Genomic DNA, 21,977 nt, shown 5'->3' on the forward strand with positions numbered 1-21,977 from the left:
AGCCTCGCAGGAAACTGTTGAGGCTTTTTTACGTTACAGCCCGTCAGAGCCCCCCATAGTTATCGGGAGGTACTGTCCGCCCGGGGCGGATGGGAGTTAGGTCGGTGCCCATCCCGATTGCTATCGGGATTAAACGAAAGCCTCGCAGGAAACTGTTGAGGCTTTTTTTGTTTCTGGCTTTCGCCAGAATGAAACGGTGTCCCTCCCTCCCGATTTTTATTTGGATTGAACGAACCCTCGCAGGAAACTGTCGAGGTTTTTTTGTTACGGCCCGCCATGAAGGCATTTTACTGTCATTGCGAGCCCGCCTGATCGGACGGGCAGGGAGGTACGACGAAGCAATCTTATCACATTAAGTACTAGTAGTGAAGGGATTGCTTCGCTACACTCGCAATGACAAAATGCTGTGATCGTAAAGACGCAAGATATTGCGGGGTGGCGGGTCAGGCCCGCCATGACAGTCGATTGCGGGGTTAATAAGGAGATTCCGGCTCGGAGGCCGGAATCTGAGCGAGCGGTACTGCTTAATTTTAAGAGGAAAAATTGCAATTTCTGCTAGCCTTTACTGTACTTCCGATTCCGGTCTACGAACCGGAATCTCCTCAATCTTTAAATACGGATTGTCATCGTGGCGAAAGCCACGACCTCAATTTTTATATACAAATTGTCATTGTGGCGAAAGCCACAACCCCATATTCGCAAACCAAAAAGATTGCAAGGGCCATGCTCATGTATTTATTTTATACCATTTTCTGCCTCAAATGCTTGATGTTTTTTGGCTCGCAAGGACGCAAAGACGCCGAAATCCGAATGTCATCCTGACGAAAGTCAGGAAAACGGGATCGCAGCGGCAGATTTACCGCAATGTAAATAGCATCTTAACACTAATTCTCTGCGGCAAACTCTAGCGCCCCCCAGCTGAAGCCATTCGGACGGGGAGTGCACGGCTGACGGGACCGATAGAACACTGAACCTGCTTTTTAAAATAAATTGATTCCCCATGGTCGGGGTTGTCACCGTACCATAAACAACTTATGTCTCTTGATCGGTGACAATACCGACCAAAGGAAAACCTGAATTTTTCTTCAAATTAATCACATTAAATTCATGCATAATAATATTACGATTTTTCTGATAAGCGCGTGATCTATCTCATTTTCTCTACCATTATTTTTATCTATACTTGCACAAATTATTGCTTTTATGGCATCTCATATCTATTAAAAGGATGTTATGAATTCAATTTTAAGACCCTGATTCATGCTTTTTACGTATATTTGGATAATTTAGAAGTTCATATGAATATTAATATAGGATCACGCAGAGAAGTATTAGTGCACATCGAAAAGTATATGCTTGAAAAGATGCATGAATATCTCAAACCTATCGAAACAAACTGGCAGCCTTCCGACTTTCTGCCTGATTCAACGCGCGATACATTTTATTCAGAAATTAAGGATTTAAAGGAGAATGCAAAAGCACTTTCTTATGATTTGGTGGCGGTTTTGATCGGTGATACGATTACCGAAGAAGCACTCCCAACCTATGAGTCCTGGTTGACCATGGTTGACGGAATTTCTAAGGACGAACATAATGGCTGGATGAAATGGGTTAGACTATGGACAGCAGAAGAAAACCGTCACGGCGATTTGCTGAACAAGTACCTTTATCTTTCAGGGCGCGTAAACATGCGCCAGATGGAGATTTCTACCCAATATCTTATTGCTGATGGTTTTGATATCGGTACCGGTCATGACCCATACCGTAATTTTATTTATACCAGTTTTCAGGAATTGGCTACAAATATTTCGCACAGAAGGGTTGCTTCATTAGCTAAAGCTGAGGGCGATACACTCTTATCGAAAATGTGTGGTGTCATTGCTTCGGATGAGGCCCGGCATGCAAAAGCATATAAGGATTTTATGCTTCGTATTTTTGAAGTCGATCCAAGTGAAGCCATGATTGCTTTTGAAGATATGATGCGTAATAAAATTGTAATGCCTGCTCACTTCCTTCGTGAAGTTGGTCTGCAAATGGGTCAGACATTCGGACACTTTACGGATGCAGCGCAACGTTTGGGCGTTTATACCGCAGTGGACTATGTACAGATCATGAAACAACTGATTGATGAGTGGCATATTGAAAAAATTACTGATCTAAATGAAGCCGGTGAAAAGGCACGTGATTATGTGATGAATTTACCGGATCGCCTGTTGAGGGTTGCCGAAAGAATGAAAAACCCTTCCCTGGAATATAAATTCAGTTGGATAGCAGGGTAATTATCTAAATTTAACCTGAGTTAGAAATAATAATGGTTATAAGATAGGTTGAAATTATTGGGATAAGGTTTTGGAGTCACATTAATTGATTTTTGAAACCAATGCTTGTGTTCTATAGGCAGGTTCAGCCCTTTCCTCCGGAGTATTTCCGGCAAGAAATATCGTTCAAATTACAATTCCGTATAGCCGGAAGATACTTCCTCCGGCAAGGTTTATTTTACCAGGTGCTGATTTCCATCGGGAGTGACAGCCCGACAAAAGGACCATTTGCATTTTGAAATAAACCCGGGTGGCAGCCGTAGATTTTTGCCAAATCTGATTTTATCTTACCCAGAAATTTATTGGCAAAAACTACGGCAGAACACGGGACTGGTATAACCGAAGAAGTACAGACCCTGCTTTCCAAAACAAAAGAAAATCTCCAATTTTAATAGTAGCTAGCAAAAATTTATATCCAAATTTGTTAATTAACAGAAAAGCCCGACTAGTAATATTACCAGTCGGGCTTTTTTCTTGTGGTTAAATCACTTTTTAACTAATTGCATCTTCTCTGGATTCCACAGTATTGCAGTATCGTTGTTATAGCTGTCATTACATAACAATGCAGGAGCTGCGGCTCGATATCCGAAAATTGCATCCTCCACAACTTTGCCATTGTTTTTGATCGCATTAAAGAAATTCACGAAATGGTCATAAGGACCACCCATATAGCCTTTTTCTGCTGCAAAGGTATATTCTTCCTGCGGCAGGATTCGCTTTCTGTCACTTAGTGGTGTTCCGGCCTTTTTCATGTTTTCAATGAAAAATGGATCATCTGAAGAGAAATTTTTGTTTCTTCTAAGGGTTACGCTATCCCATCCGATATCCATTGCCCCTTCACTTCCTATTAGCTTAAGAATTGTATTCCCACTGGTTCCATCAATGAAATTACATCTTAGCGACAAGTTAAACGCGGGATGAGCCTCTGCCTGATCAGGATAGTCAAATATGCCTAAAAGTACATCCGGGACTTCCCGCCCGTCCTTCCAATACCTTAAGCCACCCGAGGAATAAATTTTATTCGGACCGAATGAATCTGTGATAAAATGAAGACTTGAAAACAGGTGGACAAACAAATCTCCTGACATTCCGGTGCCATAATCACGATAGTTTCTCCATCTGAAAAAACGTTTTGGATCAAATGGGCGTTTCGTAGTATTGCTCAGGTATGTTTCCCAGTCGACTGTTTCTGCTGATGCATCTGCCGGAATTGGGTATGACCATGCTCCTCCCGGTGAATGACGTGCCCAAAAACCTTCTGCAAAGTTAAGCTGCCCGATTGCTCCATCTTTCAGAAGTTCCTTTGCTTTCTCATTTCCCAAAGAAGATACTCCCTGACTACCAACCTGAAAAACTTTTCCGGTTTCTTTCTGAGCTTTGATTACTGCTGGTCCTTCGGTAATGTCATGAACCATTGGTTTTTCACAGTAAACGTGTTTGCCGGCTCTCATGGCATCGATAGAAATCTGTTGATGCCAGTGATCAGGTGTAGCCACAATAACAGCATCAATATCTGAGCGGTTTAATATTTCTTTGTAAGATCTTGTAGTAAAAATATCCTGTCCCCAGCGATTTTTGGCGTCTTTTAGTCTTCCATCATAGAGATCGCATACCCCTACAAGTTTAGTCCCCGGGACTTTGAGTGCAGTGATCGTATCCCCAGTGCCCATTCCTCCTGCTCCGATCAGTGCAATATTTATATTGTCATTTGCACCAATGTATTGTCTTTTATGGATTATAAACTGTGCTGTTTCACTTTCCTGAGCTGCAGCAAGTACATTGCTTCCAACTGCAACGGCGGCGGTGGTTGCTGCAATTTTTTTAATAAAACCTCTACGAGAAGATTCCTGATTGTTGTTCATTAGATTATAATTTGGGGTTTATTCCCGTATAAACGGGATTGAGCCCTGCACATGCGGGATTGATTCCCACGCATGCGGGATTGGGCAGGCTTAAATGTTTGATTAATCGTGCTGATGTTTATTCGAGCTCTTTAATTTTAATTCTTTTCCATCTAACCTTGATGTCTCCACCAGAATGGATTTGAAGAGCAATAAATCCTTTTCCTGCACCAAATTTTTCATCTTTCAGATGAGAGATTTGTTTACCGTTTAACCATGTAGTTATTTCATCACCCATTACATGAATTTTTCCACGGTTCCAGCCATCCGGACTAAGGCCTGATTCTTCTTCTTTAGTAGGTTTGGTTAACCAGCCTCTTCCATAGGATTCATAAATGCCTCCTGTTCCGTTTCCGGGAGGAGCAACTTCTACCTGCCATCCGCTGATCTTAGTTCCTTCGATGCTTGAACGGACGAAAACTCCACTGTTTCCATTGGCCTCAAGTTTAAAATCATATTCCAGGATGAAATTTTTGTAATTTTTGTTTGTAGACAGATAGCCATATTCTTCTTTTGGCCCATTTTCACAGATGAGATGGCCTTTTTCAACATACCACTTCTCTGTACCATGAATAGTCCATCCCGTAAGGTCTTTACCGTTGAACAGCTTTGTTGATTTCTGAGCAATAGCAGCAGTTGAAATCAAAATGAAGGAAAAAATAAATACTAAGTATTTCATTGTAGTATGTGTTTTGGTTTATATAATAAATATAGTTTTTAAATAATGGATTCAAAACGAAGCGGGATATATTTTACACTTTTATATAAATATGCTTCTTATCCATCCACAGTCCAACCAACCAGCAGAGTAGCATAAAGGAAAGAGCGAAGAGTAAAGAGCCGATCGGTCCGGGTGCTATGGCCTGAAATACATTGATGCTGATGGCTTTACGCAAACTGGTATCTTCAGCCAGGGTGATCAGACCAAGTATTCTGCTGCCCACTTCGGCCACTAAATAAATAAATAGCGGATTTTTACCAAATACCGTAAAGAAGTAAGTCCAGTTCCATTTATTCATAGATTTTATTTCAACAACATACAATAATGCAGCAATGATTGCCAGATTAAGTCCGCTGGTTAACAGGATAAAGGAACCTGTCCAGAGTTTTTTGTTGATCGGAAATACACTGTCCCAGCATAATGCAATAAAGATCAGAACCGCTGCACTCAATAATAATTTTGCAATGCTTTCATAATTTTTGCCATTTTCTCTGATAAATTTTCCGGCAAAATAGCCGATGATGGTCAGTACAATTGCCGGCATGGTACTCAGAAGTCCCTGAGCCTCGAAAGGCACACCCTCTCCTTTTGACAGATGACTTTCACCAAACAGAAATTTATCCAAATAATGACCTGCATTTCCAAGCATACTGTAAGGGTCTGCAGGATCACCAAAAGCGAGCAGGATTGCCCAATAGCCTAAAAGGAAAAATACACTGAGAATGATAATTTTTTTAGAATTGAGATAATGGATCATCAGCGCAGCAAAGAAATAACAAAGTGCGATTCGTTGTAATACCCCGAAAATGCGTGTTTCACTGATTGGTTTTAAGATTAATTCTCCGGCTTCATTTGACTTAAAGTAAGGAAACCAGTAGAGCAGGTATCCCAATAAAAAGATCCATGCAGTCCGCTTCAATATCTTAAAAAAGGCCATGCTGTCGCTTTCAAGTTTCGCTTTGGTGAAGCTCATTGCATTTCCAACCGCAAATAAAAACCCGGGAAAAACCAGATCTGTTACAGTAAAACCGTGCCATGAGGCATGAAGCAGCGGTGCAAAGGGAGTAGCCCCACTTCCGGGAGTATTGACAATGATCATGAAACATACAGTCATGCCTCTGAAAACATCGAGTGAGAGAAAGCGGGTGGGAGAATTGCTCATTTTGTTGAAATTGGATTGAAAGTATTCAAGATCCAATTTACATTATTTTGGAGGAATTGGAAATGTGTGGGATTTTTAAGAGTTGGCTGACAATACAATTTTCGCAGTGATGGCAGAAAAGTGGTTCCAATTCATAAACACGACTGAAAAAACATTAATTTGTAGCATAATGAGATAAACAATGACCAATCGCTTTACGGACATAATTCAGCTAATAAAATAATCTCGGACTAATGCCATAAAAGCCGTAAACGCTGAGCTAATAAACCTATATTGGAATATCGGTGAATATATAAGCAAGAAAATTGAACAATCTGAATGGGGCGACTCTGTTGTGACAGAATTAGCCAATTACATACAGACACACGAACCTGAAATAAAAGTCTTCTCTGATAAAAATATTTGGAGAATGAAGCAGTTTTATGAGACTTATAGAGAATTTCCAAAACTCGCACCACTTGTGAGAGAAATTGGTTGGACAAACAATTTGCCCATAATTTTCAAGATGCAAATCTATTGAAGAAATTGAGTTTTATCTTCAACTCGTAAAGCAAGAAAATTATAGTAAAAGAGAACTCGACCGACAAATATCTGCAAGCCTTTTCGAGCGGACAATGATAGGCAATTCAAAACTCTCACCAGCGGTGAGAGAAAGTAACAAAGACCTAACAAATACTTTTAAAGATAGCTACGTATTTGAATTTCTAAACTTACCCGAACCGCATAATGAAAGTGATTTACAGCGTGGACTTGTGAGACAGATGAAGAATTTTATACTTGAACTTGGGAAAGACTCTTTGTTTATAGGCGAAGAATATAAATTGCAAGTAGGGAACAGTGACTTTTTCATTGACCTCCTTTTTTACCACCGTGGACTTCAATGCTTGGTTGTCGGGGAAGCTTACAATGGGATAATTGTTGGTGATCCATTTTTATTGAGAAAGGTATCCACCCCAACGAGGATAAATCCCGTCGTGTTTCAGGGTTTCATAGAAAATAGATTCCTCCTGAATCTGGCTTCGCTAGTAAATCGTTTCCATTGCTCTCAAAAACCCCGTTTTAATAGTATCTGAACGTAAAATGCCTATACCTTAAACGAATCTAAGACCTGCCTAAGGCCTGGCTTTTAGCTTTGCCGGGTCCTGTTTTTAAGTTAAGCTCTTGATAAACAGTGAAATTTTTCTTAAATTCAATAAGGAATTAAGAAAATGGCTATTCAAACCTCCATACTTTTTAAAGGCTTCAGTGGAAGTATCAACCGGCAGTTGTTATTCAGACAATGCGCGGGGAAAACAGTTGTTTCCAGGTTCCCTGACAGAAGTTCTGTGATCTATTCGGAAAAACAGAAACAGGAGCGGAGACGTTTCGCAGATGCGGTTTCGTTTGCACGGGTAGTGATTTCAGATCGGGGTTTGAAACAGGTTTACAGCATTAAAGCTGCTTTGCTGGGATTCCGATCCGTCTGGAATGTGGCTATTGCAGAACATATGAGTGATCAACCGCTAAAGGTCAAAAAGAAGAAAATGCCCTTTGATAAATCGCAGATAGAATTACAGGCAGGCAGAAAAATACAAATAAAGTTATTTAGAACGATAGAAGGGGAGCCTCCGGTTTTGGTTAAGTTATCACTGCGATATAGCAGAAGCAGGAATATTACTAAAATACGGCGGGATAGAGTGGGCTTACAGAGGGATGCGAGTGAATTACAAATTGTAAATTTATGCTAGCCGGGTAACTGATGACGGTGGCGTTTTCCGTCATTCCGAAGGAGGCCCGCAGGCCGGAAGAATAGGTAGGGCGAGCAGTCTCATGATCAACGCTTTTAGCATTAGTAATAAGAATTCACCTCGCGATAAGGCTTGTTTTTCAATTGTAGGTTGTTAAATGCTTTATTTTCTAAGTATTTCATAGTCACTTCAATTTCTTAAAATTATTGTTTCCTAAGAGAGATTTCATCTGGGTAATGGCTATCCTATTCAACTGCTTTAGTCGATCACTTTGTTTCAATCCCTGGTGAATTAATACAGCATTAATGCTTTCCATGTTGCTCAAAACTACCAATTGTTCTATTGTTGCCTCATCGCGTATATTGCCTTCAGCTTTAGGATTTGCCTCTCGCCACTGTTTTGCTGTCAGACCAAACAGTGCTACATTTAGCATATCGGCTTCATCTGAATACACAAAGCGAATTTTCTCTATGCTTAGAGTTTCGGGTATCAGGATTTCCTTAATTGCATCGGTATGGATGTGGTAATTTACCTTAGCTAAGGTGCGCTGAAGATTCCAATCTAGTTTTAATCGATCGCTTTCATCAGCCTTGAGTCGCTGAAATTCCTTAATGAAATAAAATTTGAATTCGGCACTGATCCATGTTGCAAATTCAAAAGCAATATCCCGGTGTGCAAAAGTTCCTCCATATCGTCCTGATTTTGAAATTATTCCTTTTGCATTAGTAGTTTCAATCCACTTTTGCGGAGTAAGTGCAAAACTGTTTGACCCTGACTCATTTTTAAAGGCATCGAATTCGATGCCTTTAAAATCAGGGTTGTTGAGCTGTTCCCAAAGACCGCAAAATTCAATTGCGCTTCTGGTTCTCATCCAGTTTTGTATGATATAGTTTGTTCGCTCAGAATCGCGGTAACGAGCCATATCAGTAAGCGAAATAAAATCGTTCATTTGGTCGGAAATCAACGTAATTTCTCTGCCCTGAACGCTTAATGTTTTGCTTTTTGACATGAGTCCTTTTAATTACATATTCCTCCTATACTGCCCCCCAACCTCATACAATGCATGCGAAATCTGCCCCAGGGAACAAACCTTGCAAACTTCCATTAGGCTTTCAAAAATATTTTCTCCGGCAATGGCTTTCTGTTGAAGTTCTTTCAAAAGCTTAGCTGAAGTTTCCTCATTTCTTTGCTGAAAGGTTTCCAAAGCGCTGATCTGAAATTGCTTTTCTTCTTCTGTCGCACGGATGACTTCTGATGGGATGATGGTCGGTGAACCATTTTTATTGAGGAAAGTATTCACCCCAACAATCGGATAAGTTCCGTCGTGTTTCAGGGTTTCATAGTAAAGTGATTCTTCCTGAATGCGGCTGCGCTGGTACATCGTTTCCATGGCTCCCAACACTCCGCCGCGATCATTGACCCGTTTGAATTCCTCCAAAACGGCTGCTTCAACAAGTTCGGTTAGTTCTTCAATTATGAAGGCTCCCTGTAATGGGTTTTCATTTTTTGCCAGACCTAATTCCCGGTTGATAATGAGCTGTATCGCCATCGCCCTGCGTACCGACTCTTCTGTAGGTGTGGTGATCGCTTCATCATAAGCATTGGTATGCAGTGAATTGCAATTATCATAGATCGCGTAAAGCGCCTGCAAGGTGGTACGGATATCATTGAAATCGATTTCCTGAGCATGTAAAGATCGCCCGGAAGTCTGGATATGATATTTTAATTTTTGGGAGCGGTCATTGCCCTTGTATTTATGCTTGATAGCTTTTGCCCAGATAATTCTGGCCACGCGTCCGATCACAGAATATTCAGGATCAATTCCGTTAGAGAAAAAGAAGGAAAGATTGGGTGCAAACTCATCGATATGCATCCCACGACTCAGGTAATACTCCACGAAAGTAAAGCCATTACTCAAGGTAAATGCCAATTGTGAAATCGGATTAGCTCCTGCTTCAGCAATATGGTATCCCGAAATGGAAACAGAATAGAAGTTCCTTACCTGTTTGTCGATGAAGTACTTCTGGATATCACCCATCATCCTAAGGGCGAATTCAGTTGAGAAGATGCAGGTATTTTGTGCCTGGTCTTCTTTTAAAATATCTGCCTGCACAGTACCTCTTACACTGGCAATTGCATAGGCTTTGATCTTATTATAGACATTTGCCGGTAAAACCTGGTCGCCGGTAAGTCCGAGAAGCATTAAGCCAAGTCCATTGTTCCCTTCAGGGAGTTCACCCTGATAAACCGGCTGATTTATGCCCTTTGCTTTGAAAATCTGTTCAATTTTGGCCTTAACTTCTGCCTGTAGCCCATTTTCAATGATGTATTTCTCACATTGCTGGTCGATGGCGGCATTCATGAAGAAGCCAAGCAGCATTGGCGCAGGACCATTAATGGTCATGGATACCGATGTGGAAGGATGGCAGAGATCAAAACCGCTGTATAGTTTTTTAGCATCATCAAGTGTCGCGATGCTAACCCCTGAATTTCCAATCTTACCGTAAATATCAGGACGTAGGCCGGGATCTTCTCCGTAAAGTGTGACCGAGTCGAAAGCTGTAGAAAGACGGTGTGCCGGCTGTCCGAGGGAAACATAATGAAAACGCTTGTTGGTTCTCTCCGGACCGCCTTCGCCGGCAAACATTCGGGTTGGGTCTTCGCCTTCACGTTTTAAAGGGAATACTCCTGCAGCGTATGGAAACTCTCCGGGTACATTTTCAGTCAGTAACCAGCGCAGAATGTCGCCCCATGCTTCATATCTCGGTAAGGAGATCTTGGGAATTCTAAGTTTGGACAAAGATTCGGAATAAAGAGATTGCTTAATTTCCTTATCCCGGACTTTAAAAATGAATTCATCAGCCTTATATTTTAAGATCGTTTCCGGCCATTCACGCAATAATCTTCGGCATTCCGGATCAAGACTTTCTTCAAGTTTATTATATACATCAGTCAAAGGTCCATCTAAATCCTTTTTTAAGCCCTCTCCTTCGGAGAGGGTTTGGGTGAGGCCCAATACCCCCTTAACCTGAAACATCTGCTGAGCAATTTTACTCTGCGCATTTACCCATTCGGCATAAGCTGAACTGCTTTCAACGATTTCTGCGAGATAACGGATCCGCTCTGGCGGAATGATATAACTCTTTTCGCTATGCTTTCCAATCAATTCCATTTTTGCCTGGAAATCATATCCGGTTTTTCTTAAAATGGCCTTCATCAATTCCGCGAAGAGTTTATTCATTCCGGGATCATTGAATTGTGAAGCCATGGTGCCGATCACCGGCAGATCCTCATCTGCTGCATCAAACAATTGATGATTGCGTTTGAATTGTTTCCTTACATCCCTGATCGCATCCAGTGCCCCGCGCTTATCAAATTTATTGATCGCAACAATATCGGCGAAGTCGAGCATGTCGATCTTTTCCAATTGTGTTGCTGCTCCAAACTCGGGAGTCATCACATATAAGGATACATCACAATGTTCGGTGATCTCAGTATCCGACTGTCCGATGCCGGAAGTTTCAACAATGATCAGTTCGTATCCTGCTGCCTTACAGATATCAATCGACTCCTGAACATATTTCGAAAGGGCTAAATTGGCCTGCCTGGTTGCCAGGGAACGCATATAAACCCTTGGGTTATTGATGGAATTCATCCGGATACGGTCGCCCAATAAAGCCCCACCGGTTTTTCGTTTTGATGGATCTACAGAGATAATGGCAATGCTTTTATCAGTTTCGACCAAAAAACGACGAACCAGTTCATCGATCAGTGATGATTTTCCTGCTCCTCCTGTACCTGTTATCCCAATAACCGGGACTTTTTTATCTGCATTTAATTTTTCAAGTTCTTTCAGAAAGCTTTCTGTCTGCTCAGGATGGTTTTCTGCCAGGGTGATCGCGGAAGCTATGGCATTGACATTCTTCTGCTGAATGCCCTGAAGTTCATTCGTCAGGCTGGTATGGGTTTGGAAATCACATGCCTGGAGCATATCATTGATCATTCCCTGAAGCCCCATTTTTCGGCCATCATCAGGTGAATAGATCTGCGTAATGCCGTATTCTTTAAGTTCTTTGATTTCAGTCGGTAAGATCACGCCACCACCACCGGCAAATATTTTAATATGTCCTGCGCCCAATTCCTGCAGCAGATCATACATATATTTTAAATATTCAATATGCCCTCCCTGATAAGATGTCATGGCAATACCTTGTACATCCTCCTGAATCGCACAGTTTACCACCTCCTGCACAGATCGGTTATGACCCAGATGGATAACCTCTGCCCCGGAGGACTGAAGTATGCGCCGCATAATGTTTATGGTTGCATCATGCCCATCGAACAGGGCAGCTGCTGTAACAAAACGTATCTTATGTTTAGGTTTGTAGACTTCGGTCATTTTGATTCTTCTTGGGGTATAAAGGTAAGAATAATTGGATTGATGAGAGATTTAGGGGGGATAGAAATAAGAACCCGGGTTCAAATTGCTTCTGACAATAGTGATGGCTTGTGCCCGAAAATTTTATCGTGTATGATCAGGTGTTGAACTGACCTCGAAGGTTAATGTAAGTATTTTAGAAATTAAAGTTTCCAGCTTTCATTGATGGAAATTTGTAATACGTGTTTAAGGAAGTTTCCACTCTAGTTGATCAAACCTGGTAATATTTATTGCAGGAGGTTCTCGCTTTCGCGAGAATGACAAGCATGGGGGTATGAGGGAGATTCCAGCCTTCGCTGGAATCGAAATGCGGAACCGTATGATAAATGATGCTACCTTTTACTCATTTTTTGTCTTTAGATATTTCGGGAATTGCAGTTTTGGGAAATGAAGGAATATTTTGTTTACATGCTAACTAATACATTTCATAACGTTTTGTACATCGGTATTACAAACAATATCCGCAGAAGAGTGTATGAACATAAACGAAAGCTCGTTTATGGATTCACAAGTAAGTACAATTGCACAAAACTTGTGTGGTATGAAAAGTTCACTGATGTGAACTCAGCCATCGCCAGGGAAAAACAATTAAAGACCTGGCAACGATCATGGAAAAATACTTTAATTGAAAAGCTTAACCCAGATTGGCATGATCTTGCCGCGAATTGGTTCATTAAAAGTGATAAGTAACCCAAGCCGATTCCAGCGAAGGCTGGAATCTCCTTACTCTCCAACAACGCTTGTCATTCCCGCGAAAGCGGGAACCTCCGCTAACTTAACTTACAAAGAAGAAACAGAAGGAAGCGAGAACATTAAATACACCATCATATAATTCCTTTTCAGCGAAGGCTGGAATCTCCTTACCCTCGCCCAACCATGTTTGTCAACCGATAAAATCAATTCACGCTAAAGCGGGAACCTCCGACAATACATTTAAGGCAGGATCAAGGAAAGCTGTAATCTCATACCCAAAACCATTCTAAAATTTTATATCTGCGATGGATGGAATCTCCTCACCTCCAACCACGTTTGTCAACCGATAAAATAGGTTCCCGCAAAGGCACAATCTCATTATTTAAGAGTCGGGAGGTTCCAGCTTTCGCTGGAATGACAAAATTTTTTGGTTAAAAAGGAGATTCCAGCCTTCGCTGGAATCGCAAGAAGGAACCGTATTATAAATGATGTAGTGCTTCTACTCATTTTTTGTCTTTATATATCTTTGGAATGAGGAGTGATCTGACTCCGATTCCAGCGACGGCTGGAATCTCCTTACCCTCCCCCCACCCCGCGTGTCATTCCCGCGAAGGCGGGAACCTCCTGTAACCCATCTTATAATTCCTTATTAACGCAACATGGAACCTCCAACAATAACCCTAATAAACCTATCTAACCCTTCTTAGGACTATGCTTACTCGGCATTTTTGGCGCCTTTGTTTTGCCCTGAACCATGGAGTTTACATTTCCTTTATTTACGGTAGCCTGTTTATTGTCTGTTTGATGAGACATCTGTCCGCCGCTGTTTGAAATGCCTCTTGATTTCAGAGTTTCTTTTTTTGCATTGATCGATTGATTTCCTTTTGAACTACCCTGCTGGTTTTCATTGGATTTGTTTCTTACCGGTGTTTTCATAGTAACCTCTTGTTTTTACAAGGCTGTTGCAAGCATTTGCATTTCGCCATATCTACAAGATACGAATAAGTATTCCGGTAAAAAATGACTTAGGTTACAACCAGTTTTTCTTTTTGAAATAAATCAGGGTAATGACTGATGACAAAACCATTAGCGAAATAGCAAAGACATAGCCATAATCCCAGCCCAGTTCAGGCATAATCTTAAAATTCATGCCATAGACACTGGCGATCAATGTTGGAGGCATAAAGGCAACAGTAGCTACCGTGAAAATTTTAATGATCCGGTTCTGCTCGATGTTCACCAGACCCATAAAGGTATCCTGAAGGTATTCCAATCGTTCAAAGGCAAATTTATTGTGCTCGATCAGTGAGCCGATATCCTTGATCATGATCCGCAAAACAGGCATATATTCTTCAGGAAATAAACTGCTTTTCATCAGGGAGGATACTAAACGCTGCTTATCCACAATGTTTTCGCGCATCAGTATGTTGTAGTTCTGGAAGGAGGCAATTTTTAAGAGAATCTCCTCATCTGAACGTTTTCTGTTCAGGGTTAATTTTTTATTCAGGTCGGCGATGTCTTTCGCGAGACCTTCAATGATATCTGCATCCTGTTCAATTCCTGTTTCAAGAATCGTGAGCAGGATATGATACCCGTTTGTAAATGAACCCGGATTTGATTTTATCTTTTTGACGGATTCACCAAAGGTCTTCAAATCGTCATCCCGGTAGGTAAACAGGATTCCTTTTTCAAGGATAATTGAAACAGGGCAATAATCAAATTCCTGCATTTTGGGCGACAGGAAATTGGAGTTGATGATCAGTTCATCATCCAGTTCATTAAAGCGGGAAGAACTTTCAATCTCTGAGGACTCTTCTACTGAAGAGTATTTGATATCAAAATAGGTTTCTATGGTCACCTTTTCTTCAACGGTAGAATTTTGAAGATCTACCCAAACCATGTCGTTAAGCGGGATTGTACGCAGTAAAGTGATGTCACTTTCTTTCGCCAGTCGTTTATCTTTTTTATAATATATCCGGAGCATAGGCAGAATTTATGGGTAAGATTGAATTTTGTATCTTTGCAAAAATAAAGTTTTGGGAACACCTTTAGATTACGGATTCAAGAATTATAATCATTATGGCGCTTATCTTAAAAATAAGTATGATGGGCAGCGCGTATATAAGATTATTGCTGATGCCGGATTTACCTGCCCAAACCGTGATGGGAGTAAGGGTTACGGCGGATGCACCTATTGTAATGTAGATTCTTTTACTCCCGAGCTTTCCCGGAAACTTCCAACCATTCGAGAGCAGATCGAGCAGGGCATGGAAAGGGCCTATAAAAACTACAGAGCCGAAAAGTTTATTATCTATTTTCAGCCCAATACCAATACCTATGCTCCAACTCATTACCTCAAAATGCTTTATGATGAAGCGCTGAGTATCAATACAGAGGGTATTGTCGGATTGTCAGTTGGAACCCGCCCTGATTGTATTGATTTTGAGAAGCTGGCATTACTCGAAAGTTATGCTGATCGCTTTGATGTGGATCTGGAGATGGGGATGGAATCTATCTATGATGATACCCTTTTGCAGATCAACAGGGGATGTACCCACCAGGAATTCCTGAATGCAATTCAATTGGCAGAAAATACAAAGGTTGATATCTGTGTACATACCATTTTTGGCTTCCCTTGGGAAACCCATGAAATGATGCTGCGTTATGCGGATGAGATCAACAGATACCCTCAAATTAAATTTGTTAAACTACATCATCTTCATATAGTAAAAGGCTCGATCATGGGCTCAAGATATGCCCGCGATCCTTTTAAAGTATTCACTATTGATGAATACACTGATTTTATAGCTGAATTTATTCCTTTATTAAGACCTGATATTGTACTTCAAAGACTATTTGGCCTCGCCGATTTCGATTTGCTCATCGCTCCAAACTGGGGAATGAAGAAATCTCAGATCCAGAGTTATATCGATAAGCGTCTGGAAGCCAAAGGGGTTGTTCAGGGGAGTGCTTATAAAGGTGCTTCGGTTTTGGTTGTTTAATCTTATTGTGGATTATTTAACGGTAATATGGCGCTAAAGCACCAATATTTGTTCCGTTCTTGCCGCTTAGGTTTTGGGCTGAAGCCCGCCCGGAAAACCGGATCCATACCCGGAGCTAAAGCACCGGGCTATTGAACAATATGGCTATCCCAATGCTCAATATTAATATTCAATCATCTAATTATCCATCATCCAGTCATTAATTGACGTATAGTGTATCAATATTTCACGTATTAACGCACTGGTAAACTTCCATTTTATTTTAGGCGCATTAGTATTCCATTGGCTTTGTCAAAGTATATATGATATGTCACCAATACGGTTTTGCTCAATAGGCCCCAGCTTTAGCTGGGGTTAAAGGATTAAATCGTTTTCGGGCTTCAGCCCAATATTCAGCAATTGGTAAGGAAAATTACATTGGGCTTTAGCCCGATAGAATACTAAATTGGTAATTATTTATCGGCAATATGTAGCTAAAGCACCAGTATTTGTTCCATTCAGGCTGCTTAGGGTTTTGGGCTGAAGCCCGACCTGATAACCGGTTAATTTACCCGGAGCTAAAGCACCGGGCTATTTAGCATTCTGCCCTCCATAATATCTTATTGACGCTCTTTTTCTTAAAAAACTTCGCCTATTTCTCATTAATCTCTGCATTTTCAATTAAAATTCCAAAATTCAGTCCAAAATTTCTTGATTTTGCATAGTTCTATTTGCAATATTTTAAATTTTACCTCATTTGTAAGGCATTTTATCTGTTAAAATTTGATTTAAGATTATAAATCTTCTAAAAATTTAATGTTTTATTAAAAAAACATCAAAATAATATTGATTTTATTCAAAATGCTTATACATTTGTATCAAATAATTGAAATTTTGTTCTCTTAATAAGAAATTTTATCATGAAAGTTGGATTAAAGCAAATTCTACCCTTTTTAATTCTTGCCATTATAGCTGTAGCTGCAGTTTTTGTTCCTTCTCTTCCGGATTTTGCCGATACCGGCAAGTATAACGGAGCTGATATCGCCTGGTTGCTTGTTGCAACTGCTCTGGTATTCCTGATGACGCCGGGTCTGGCATTTTTTTACGGTGGAATGGTTCATCGCAAGAATGTAATTTCAACAATGATCAAGAGCGTCGTTGCTGCCGGGGTTGTCAGTATACTATGGGTTACTGTTGGTTTCAGTCTTTCTTTTGGGGAGAGTATCGGTGGTATAATCGGAAATCCATCCACATTCTTATTCTTTCAGGGAGTGAACTCCGGTGAGCCCTGGAGTCTGGCACCAACGATACCTTTAACACTCTTTGCATTATTCCAATTAATGTTTGCGATCATCACTCCTGGTTTGGTTGTTGGTGCTGTTGCAGAACGTATTCGTTTTACCTCTTATATTTTATTTATAGTTCTGTTTAGTTTGCTTGTTTATGCCCCAATCGCACACTGGGTATGGCATCCGGATGGGTTTTTATTTAAAATGGGCGGACTTGATTTTGCAGGAGGTGCAGTTGTGCACATCTCTGCAGGTATGGCTGCTTTGGCTGGCGCAATGGTTTTAAAACGCAGACAAGCACATCTTAACGGACAGGAAGTTCCACCGGCAAATATTCCTTATGTTTTAATAGGAACAGGTTTATTATGGTTTGGTTGGTTTGGCTTCAATGCAGGTTCTGCACTTGGTGCGAATGCGCTCGCAGTATCAGCTTTTGCAACTACCAATGTTTCAGGAGCTGCAGGAGGATTATCCTGGATGTTCTTCGACGTAGTGAGAGGGAAAAAGCCTTCAGTACTTGGTTTCTGTATCGGGGCTGTTGTCGGACTTGCTGCTGTTACTCCCGGAGCCGGATTTGTAGGGATTCCACAGAGTATTTTTATAGGTTTCGTTGCAGCGATCATATCAAACCTTGCTGTATACTGGAAAACAAAAACTACACTGGATGATACGCTTGATGTATTTCCATGTCATGGAGTGGGAGGTATAGTAGGTTTACTTTTAACGGGATTACTGGCTACAAAAACAGTTAACCCTGCAGGTTCTGACGGTTGGTTCTATGGAAATCATGAGTTTTTCTTTACCCAGCTTAAATTAGTTGCTATAACCGTTTCCTATAGTTTTATTGTCTCTTACGGAATCTTCAAGTTCATCAATTTATTACAGCCAATGCGTGTAAGCTCAGAGGAAGAGGAGGAAGGACTTGACTCAACACAACATAATGAAAAATACACACAAGGAACCTTGCTGGTAAGCAGCCATGGATTCATCTATGAAAAGGAAGTCGAAGATGAGATGGAGGATGAAATGGAGAATGTGAGGCAAATCGTTACTGAGCACATAAAACTAAAATCATCATAAACCAATTATTATACATCAAAGAAGCCATTGCCTGAAAACAATGGCTTTCTTTGTTTACTGAACTAGTTTATTTGCGCAAGCTGAACTGGCAAAGGCTTCAGGCTTTGCTTTGAACACAAAACCCATACTTAATATATAACCCATCGCTTCGTGCAGCGCCATGTTTGATTTGAAATTGGGATTTGTATTGATATCAGCATGAACTTCAAGATCTACATCATAAAGATCAAGCAGGTCACAAAGGGAATAAGCACATTCAATTGATTTCTGGACTTCTGAAAGCATCCTTTCTTTAATTCCCATTCTCAAAGAAGAACGCTCCTGGTGGATGTACATAAATCCACCTTTCTTCTCTCTCAGGAATACGATGACGGTCGCGAAGTCGATGATTGATCCTTTAACCTGGGAGTCTGTGCCGATACAAACTTTTAATTTATTCCCCATTGCAGATTCCCGTTCGATAGCTTGCTCAACTTCTTCCAGGATCGGGCTTTCAATGATTTCTCCATTAAATTTCTTCCAAGTCATAAATTTGATTCAATTTGAATTTTTATTTAAACCGGTGTAATACAGGAAATTGCAATACAATTAAAGATAGCTGATATTCTTTCAATCTGTCGGCGTAGGTATGTTATTTATTTGTTAACATATTAACAATGAGGAGTTAGTCTCCTCTGGTCGGTGTTCTCACAGACCAGCTCGCGGTTTATGGTACGGTGATAACACCGACCATAGGAAATTCCTGCCAGGCTAAAGCCCACCTAATACTATCATAGACCTACAGCTAAAGCTTTAGGCTATTGAACATCCAATAATATTTCCCTGTGTTTAGTGTTATCAACAACCAGTCATCTGTTCACCCTTTGGTTGGTCCTCTGGTTGGTCCTCTGGTCGGTCCTCTGGTCGGTGTTCTCACCGACCAGTTCTATCGCGGTTTGTGGTAAGCTGATAACACCGACCATAGGAAAAAGGATGGCAACCATAATTATATTCGTATATTCTATTATGAACAAGTTGAAATATGTACTATCAGGTTTGCTGTTTATCTTTATTATCAGCGCCGGCTGTAAAAAAGCACCTGATCAACCTCAGGAAGCTGCCATCACCTCTCAGGATCTCCTAAATGTGTCCTATGGTGCACATGTTCGCAATTCACTGGATATTTATCTGCCCGGGCAAAGAGATGGGAAAACCGCAGTAATACTGCTGGTGCACGGAGGCTCCTGGCTTGGGGGTGATAAATCAGCATTTACAGACCTTGCGAAATACTGGCGGGATAAGGGCTATGCAGCTGCCACCTTGAATTACCGTTTAACGAATACACCCGAAAATAATATTCATCCCGCACAGGTAAATGATATTGCTAAGGCTATAGGGTTTATAGGTTCAAAGGCTGCAGAGTGGAAGATTTCCTCAGATAAATTTGCGCTTCAGGGTGCGAGCGCTGGTGGGCACCTGTCGCTTTTATATACTTATAAATATGACATTGGCAATAAGGTCAAAACTGTGATTTCACTGGCCGGTCCTACTGACTTTACACCAACGAGTGGTTTGAATCCTAATCAGGCTCAACTTGTACAGTTGTTGATCGGCACATCCTATCTTACTAATCCCTCAGCATATGCCGAAGCAAGTCCGATAAGTCATGTTACGGCTAATTCAAAGCCTACGCTCTTATTTCACGGCAAACTTGATGTTGTGGTACCCTATCAGCAATCTGTTGACTTGAAAAATCGACTTGCACAATTTAGTAATGTCCATAAGCTCGTATCCTATGAAGATACGGGGCATGAGGTTATAAATGTAAATTACATGGCAAGTTTCCTTGCAGAGTGTGATAACTGGTTCAAGCTACACTTAAAATAAATTGATTTTGGCCGTCTGGTTGGTATTATCACCAACCAGACGGCCAAAATCTTAGTCAGTCAGTTTTTTATAACGCAGGCGGTGAGGCGTAACGTCGCCGGTACGTTTCTTTCTGTTCTCTTCGTATTCAGAATAGTTTCCTTCGAAATAATACACCTGGGAATTGCCTTCAAATGCCAGAATGTGGGTACAAACCCGGTCAAGAAACCATCGATCGTGGGAAATGATCACTGCACAACCACCGAAATTTTCTAAACCTTCTTCAAGCGCTCTCAAGGTGTTCACATCAATATCGTTAGTTGGCTCATCCAATAGGAGCACGTTGGAACTTTTCTTCAATGTAATTGCAAGGTGAACCCGGTTTCTTTCTCCACCGGATAATACGCCAACCTTTTTCTGCTGATCTGCCCCGTTAAAGTTGAATTTGGAAACATATGCCCTTGAGTTAATTGGCCTGTTTCCAAGCATAATGGTTTCATTTCCATCGGTGATGTTCTCCCAAACAGATTTCTCAGGATTCAGGTCATCATGATTCTGGTCAACATAACCAAGTGCTACCGTTGGTCCAACCCTGAAGGATCCGGAATCAGGTTGTTCCTGACCGGTAATCAGGCGGAATAAAGTAGTTTTTCCAGCGCCGTTTGGTCCGATGATCCCAACAATACCTGCCGGAGGTAATGAGAAACTCAGGTTGTCAAAAAGTATTTTATCGCCATAAGCTTTGCTTACGTTTTGTGCTTCAATTACCAGATTACCCAATCTTGGTCCGGGTGGAATAAACAACTCGAGTTTATCTTCACGCTCTTTTGTGTCTTCGGAGGCCAGTTTCTCATAATTTGATAAACGTGCCTTGGATTTCGCATGACGCGCTTTCGGAGCCATTCTAACCCATTCCAATTCTCTTTCCAGAGTTTTCTGACGCTTACTTTCAGTTTTTTCTTCAGATTCCAAGCGCTTGGATTTTTGTTCAAGCCAGGAGGAATAGTTTCCTTTCCATGGGATGCCTTCTCCGCGATCAAGCTCCAGGATCCATCCGGCAACATTATCCAGGAAATACCTGTCGTGGGTAACTGCAATTACAGTTCCTTTATATTGTTTCAGATGCTGCTCCAGCCAGTCGATACTTTCTGCATCGAGGTGGTTGGTAGGCTCATCAAGTAAAAGAACATCCGGTTCCTGAAGCAGCAAGCGACATAATGCTACACGCCTGCGCTCGCCGCCTGACAATATGGCAATTTTTGTATCAGGCTCAGGACAGCGTAATGCATCCATTGCCCGTTCCAGTTTACTGTCCAGTTCCCAGGCACCCGAAGCATCGATCTGATCCTGTAATTCACCCTGTCTGGCGAGTAGTTTATCCATCTCATCGGCATTCTCATAAACCTCTGGCAGGCCGAATTTTTCGTTGATCTCCTCGTACTCTTTGAGGATGGCAGTTGTTGAGGCAACACCCTCCTCCACAACTTCCCGAACTGTTTTATCAGGGTCTAAAATGGGCTCCTGGGCCAAATAACCCACTGTATAGCCCGGAGCGAATACAACCTCACCCTGGTATGATTTGTCCAGCCCGGCAATAATTTTGAGTACGGACGACTTACCTGAACCGTTTAATCCGATTACCCCGATCTTTGCTCCGTAAAAAAAAGACAGATAGATATTTTTAAGGACCTGTTTCTGTGGAGGGTAAATCTTATTTACCCCGGCCATAGAAAATATAATTTTTTCGTCTGACATTCGTATATTGATTGAGGTTCAAATATCGGATTTTAGTCAGAGACATGTCAACTTTATTATGTCTTCC

16 protein-coding genes and 1 pseudogene are annotated in these 21,977 nt (G+C 41.2%); 8 read left to right on the plus strand and 9 right to left on the minus strand.

Features of this window, described 5'->3' with window-relative positions; translation table 11 throughout:
* The first annotated feature begins 1,298 nt into the window (after nt 1-1,298).
* On the plus strand, nt 1,299-2,279 hold the full coding sequence (locus Q8S11_RS09385; RefSeq protein ID WP_305661832.1) for an acyl-ACP desaturase: 981 nt from the start codon (nt 1,299-1,301) through the stop codon (nt 2,277-2,279).
* A 524-nt stretch (nt 2,280-2,803) separates the two neighbouring features.
* Here Q8S11_RS09385 and Q8S11_RS09390 read toward each other — a convergent pair.
* The 3 genes from Q8S11_RS09390 to Q8S11_RS09400 form a co-directional block, all read right to left on the minus strand.
* A complete protein-coding gene (locus Q8S11_RS09390; protein ID WP_305661833.1) occupies nt 2,804-4,180 on the minus strand; it encodes a Gfo/Idh/MocA family protein in 1,377 nt (458 codons plus the stop codon).
* Nucleotides 4,181-4,298: 118 nt separating this feature from the next.
* Nucleotides 4,299-4,898, minus strand: coding sequence for a DUF1080 domain-containing protein (locus tag Q8S11_RS09395; RefSeq protein WP_305661834.1), 600 nt, complete (start codon nt 4,896-4,898; stop codon nt 4,299-4,301).
* 73 nt (nt 4,899-4,971) lie between these two features.
* Nucleotides 4,972-6,102, minus strand: coding sequence for an acyltransferase family protein (locus Q8S11_RS09400; protein WP_305661835.1), 1,131 nt, complete (start codon nt 6,100-6,102; stop codon nt 4,972-4,974).
* A 235-nt stretch (nt 6,103-6,337) separates the two neighbouring features.
* Here Q8S11_RS09400 and Q8S11_RS17855 point away from each other — a divergent pair.
* The 3 genes and pseudogenes from Q8S11_RS17855 to Q8S11_RS09405 form a co-directional block, all read left to right on the plus strand.
* Nucleotides 6,338-6,622, plus strand: a pseudogene (locus Q8S11_RS17855) (DUF1016 N-terminal domain-containing protein); the annotation flags it as partial.
* 94 nt (nt 6,623-6,716) lie between these two features.
* Nucleotides 6,717-7,175: a PDDEXK nuclease domain-containing protein gene (locus Q8S11_RS17860; protein WP_371135148.1), complete on the plus strand. Its 459-nt coding sequence runs from the start codon at nt 6,717-6,719 to the stop codon at nt 7,173-7,175.
* 135 nt (nt 7,176-7,310) lie between these two features.
* Nucleotides 7,311-7,829: a hypothetical protein gene (locus tag Q8S11_RS09405; RefSeq protein ID WP_305661836.1), complete on the plus strand. Its 519-nt coding sequence runs from the start codon at nt 7,311-7,313 to the stop codon at nt 7,827-7,829.
* A gap of 184 nt (nt 7,830-8,013) precedes the next feature.
* On the opposite strand, the gene Q8S11_RS09410 is transcribed toward Q8S11_RS09405, so the two are convergent.
* Both Q8S11_RS09410 and Q8S11_RS09415 read right to left on the minus strand, forming a co-directional pair.
* Nucleotides 8,014-8,838, minus strand: coding sequence for a KilA-N domain-containing protein (locus Q8S11_RS09410; RefSeq protein WP_305661837.1), 825 nt, complete (start codon nt 8,836-8,838; stop codon nt 8,014-8,016).
* A 12-nt stretch (nt 8,839-8,850) separates the two neighbouring features.
* A complete protein-coding gene (locus Q8S11_RS09415; RefSeq protein WP_305661838.1) occupies nt 8,851-12,228 on the minus strand; it encodes a methylmalonyl-CoA mutase family protein in 3,378 nt (1,125 codons plus the stop codon).
* A 447-nt stretch (nt 12,229-12,675) separates the two neighbouring features.
* Here Q8S11_RS09415 and Q8S11_RS09420 point away from each other — a divergent pair, with 447 nt between their 5' ends.
* Entirely contained in the window at nt 12,676-12,957 is a 282-nt protein-coding gene (locus Q8S11_RS09420) for a GIY-YIG nuclease family protein (RefSeq protein ID WP_305661839.1), read from the plus strand.
* 696 nt (nt 12,958-13,653) lie between these two features.
* On the opposite strand, the gene Q8S11_RS09425 is transcribed toward Q8S11_RS09420, so the two are convergent.
* Together Q8S11_RS09425 and corA are read right to left on the minus strand one after the other, a co-directional pair.
* A complete protein-coding gene (locus Q8S11_RS09425; RefSeq protein WP_305661840.1) occupies nt 13,654-13,896 on the minus strand; it encodes a hypothetical protein in 243 nt (80 codons plus the stop codon).
* Between the two features lie 94 nt (nt 13,897-13,990).
* Nucleotides 13,991-14,944: a magnesium/cobalt transporter CorA gene (gene corA, locus Q8S11_RS09430; protein ID WP_305661841.1), complete on the minus strand. Its 954-nt coding sequence runs from the start codon at nt 14,942-14,944 to the stop codon at nt 13,991-13,993.
* A 52-nt stretch (nt 14,945-14,996) separates the two neighbouring features.
* Here corA and Q8S11_RS09435 point away from each other — a divergent pair, with 52 nt between their 5' ends.
* Together Q8S11_RS09435 and Q8S11_RS09440 are read left to right on the plus strand one after the other, a co-directional pair.
* The gene (locus tag Q8S11_RS09435; protein ID WP_305661842.1) at nt 14,997-15,962 is read left to right on the plus strand and encodes a TIGR01212 family radical SAM protein; all 966 of its coding nucleotides are present in this window, start codon (nt 14,997-14,999) and stop codon (nt 15,960-15,962) included.
* A gap of 899 nt (nt 15,963-16,861) precedes the next feature.
* A complete protein-coding gene (locus Q8S11_RS09440; RefSeq protein WP_371135149.1) occupies nt 16,862-18,310 on the plus strand; it encodes an ammonium transporter in 1,449 nt (482 codons plus the stop codon).
* A 54-nt stretch (nt 18,311-18,364) separates the two neighbouring features.
* On the opposite strand, the gene Q8S11_RS09445 is transcribed toward Q8S11_RS09440, so the two are convergent.
* A complete protein-coding gene (locus Q8S11_RS09445; protein ID WP_305661843.1) occupies nt 18,365-18,838 on the minus strand; it encodes a ribonuclease H-like YkuK family protein in 474 nt (157 codons plus the stop codon).
* 477 nt (nt 18,839-19,315) lie between these two features.
* Between Q8S11_RS09445 and Q8S11_RS09450 the strand changes: the two genes are divergently transcribed.
* The gene (locus tag Q8S11_RS09450) at nt 19,316-20,176 is read left to right on the plus strand and encodes a prolyl oligopeptidase family serine peptidase (RefSeq protein ID WP_305661844.1); all 861 of its coding nucleotides are present in this window, start codon (nt 19,316-19,318) and stop codon (nt 20,174-20,176) included.
* Between the two features lie 51 nt (nt 20,177-20,227).
* Here the strand turns inward: Q8S11_RS09450 and ettA are convergent, their stop codons facing one another.
* A complete protein-coding gene (gene ettA, locus Q8S11_RS09455) occupies nt 20,228-21,910 on the minus strand; it encodes an energy-dependent translational throttle protein EttA (protein WP_305661845.1) in 1,683 nt (560 codons plus the stop codon).
* Nucleotides 21,911-21,977: the final 67 nt, after the last annotated feature.

The sequence above is a fragment of the Daejeonella sp. genome, from assembly GCF_030695525.1.
In the GTDB taxonomy this organism is placed as follows: Bacteria; Bacteroidota; Bacteroidia; order Sphingobacteriales; family Sphingobacteriaceae; genus Daejeonella.

What these genes read in the sequence shown, in the direction of transcription:
- Q8S11_RS09385 (WP_305661832.1), top strand. Translation starts at nt 1,299, where the DNA reads ATGAATATTAATATAGGATCACGCAGAGAAGTATTAGTGCACATCGAA.
- Q8S11_RS09390 (WP_305661833.1), bottom strand. Translation starts at nt 4,180, where the DNA reads ATGAACAACAATCAGGAATCTTCTCGTAGAGGTTTTATTAAAAAAATT.
- Q8S11_RS09395 (WP_305661834.1), bottom strand. Translation starts at nt 4,898, where the DNA reads ATGAAATACTTAGTATTTATTTTTTCCTTCATTTTGATTTCAACTGCT.
- Q8S11_RS09400 (WP_305661835.1), bottom strand. Translation starts at nt 6,102, where the DNA reads ATGAGCAATTCTCCCACCCGCTTTCTCTCACTCGATGTTTTCAGAGGC.
- Q8S11_RS17860 (WP_371135148.1), top strand. Translation starts at nt 6,717, where the DNA reads ATGATAGGCAATTCAAAACTCTCACCAGCGGTGAGAGAAAGTAACAAA.
- Q8S11_RS09405 (WP_305661836.1), top strand. Translation starts at nt 7,311, where the DNA reads ATGGCTATTCAAACCTCCATACTTTTTAAAGGCTTCAGTGGAAGTATC.
- Q8S11_RS09410 (WP_305661837.1), bottom strand. Translation starts at nt 8,838, where the DNA reads ATGTCAAAAAGCAAAACATTAAGCGTTCAGGGCAGAGAAATTACGTTG.
- Q8S11_RS09415 (WP_305661838.1), bottom strand. Translation starts at nt 12,228, where the DNA reads ATGACCGAAGTCTACAAACCTAAACATAAGATACGTTTTGTTACAGCA.
- Q8S11_RS09420 (WP_305661839.1), top strand. Translation starts at nt 12,676, where the DNA reads ATGCTAACTAATACATTTCATAACGTTTTGTACATCGGTATTACAAAC.
- Q8S11_RS09425 (WP_305661840.1), bottom strand. Translation starts at nt 13,896, where the DNA reads ATGAAAACACCGGTAAGAAACAAATCCAATGAAAACCAGCAGGGTAGT.
- corA (WP_305661841.1), bottom strand. Translation starts at nt 14,944, where the DNA reads ATGCTCCGGATATATTATAAAAAAGATAAACGACTGGCGAAAGAAAGT.
- Q8S11_RS09440 (WP_371135149.1), top strand. Translation starts at nt 16,862, where the DNA reads ATGAAAGTTGGATTAAAGCAAATTCTACCCTTTTTAATTCTTGCCATT.
- Q8S11_RS09445 (WP_305661843.1), bottom strand. Translation starts at nt 18,838, where the DNA reads ATGACTTGGAAGAAATTTAATGGAGAAATCATTGAAAGCCCGATCCTG.
- Q8S11_RS09450 (WP_305661844.1), top strand. Translation starts at nt 19,316, where the DNA reads ATGAACAAGTTGAAATATGTACTATCAGGTTTGCTGTTTATCTTTATT.
- ettA (WP_305661845.1), bottom strand. Translation starts at nt 21,910, where the DNA reads ATGTCAGACGAAAAAATTATATTTTCTATGGCCGGGGTAAATAAGATT.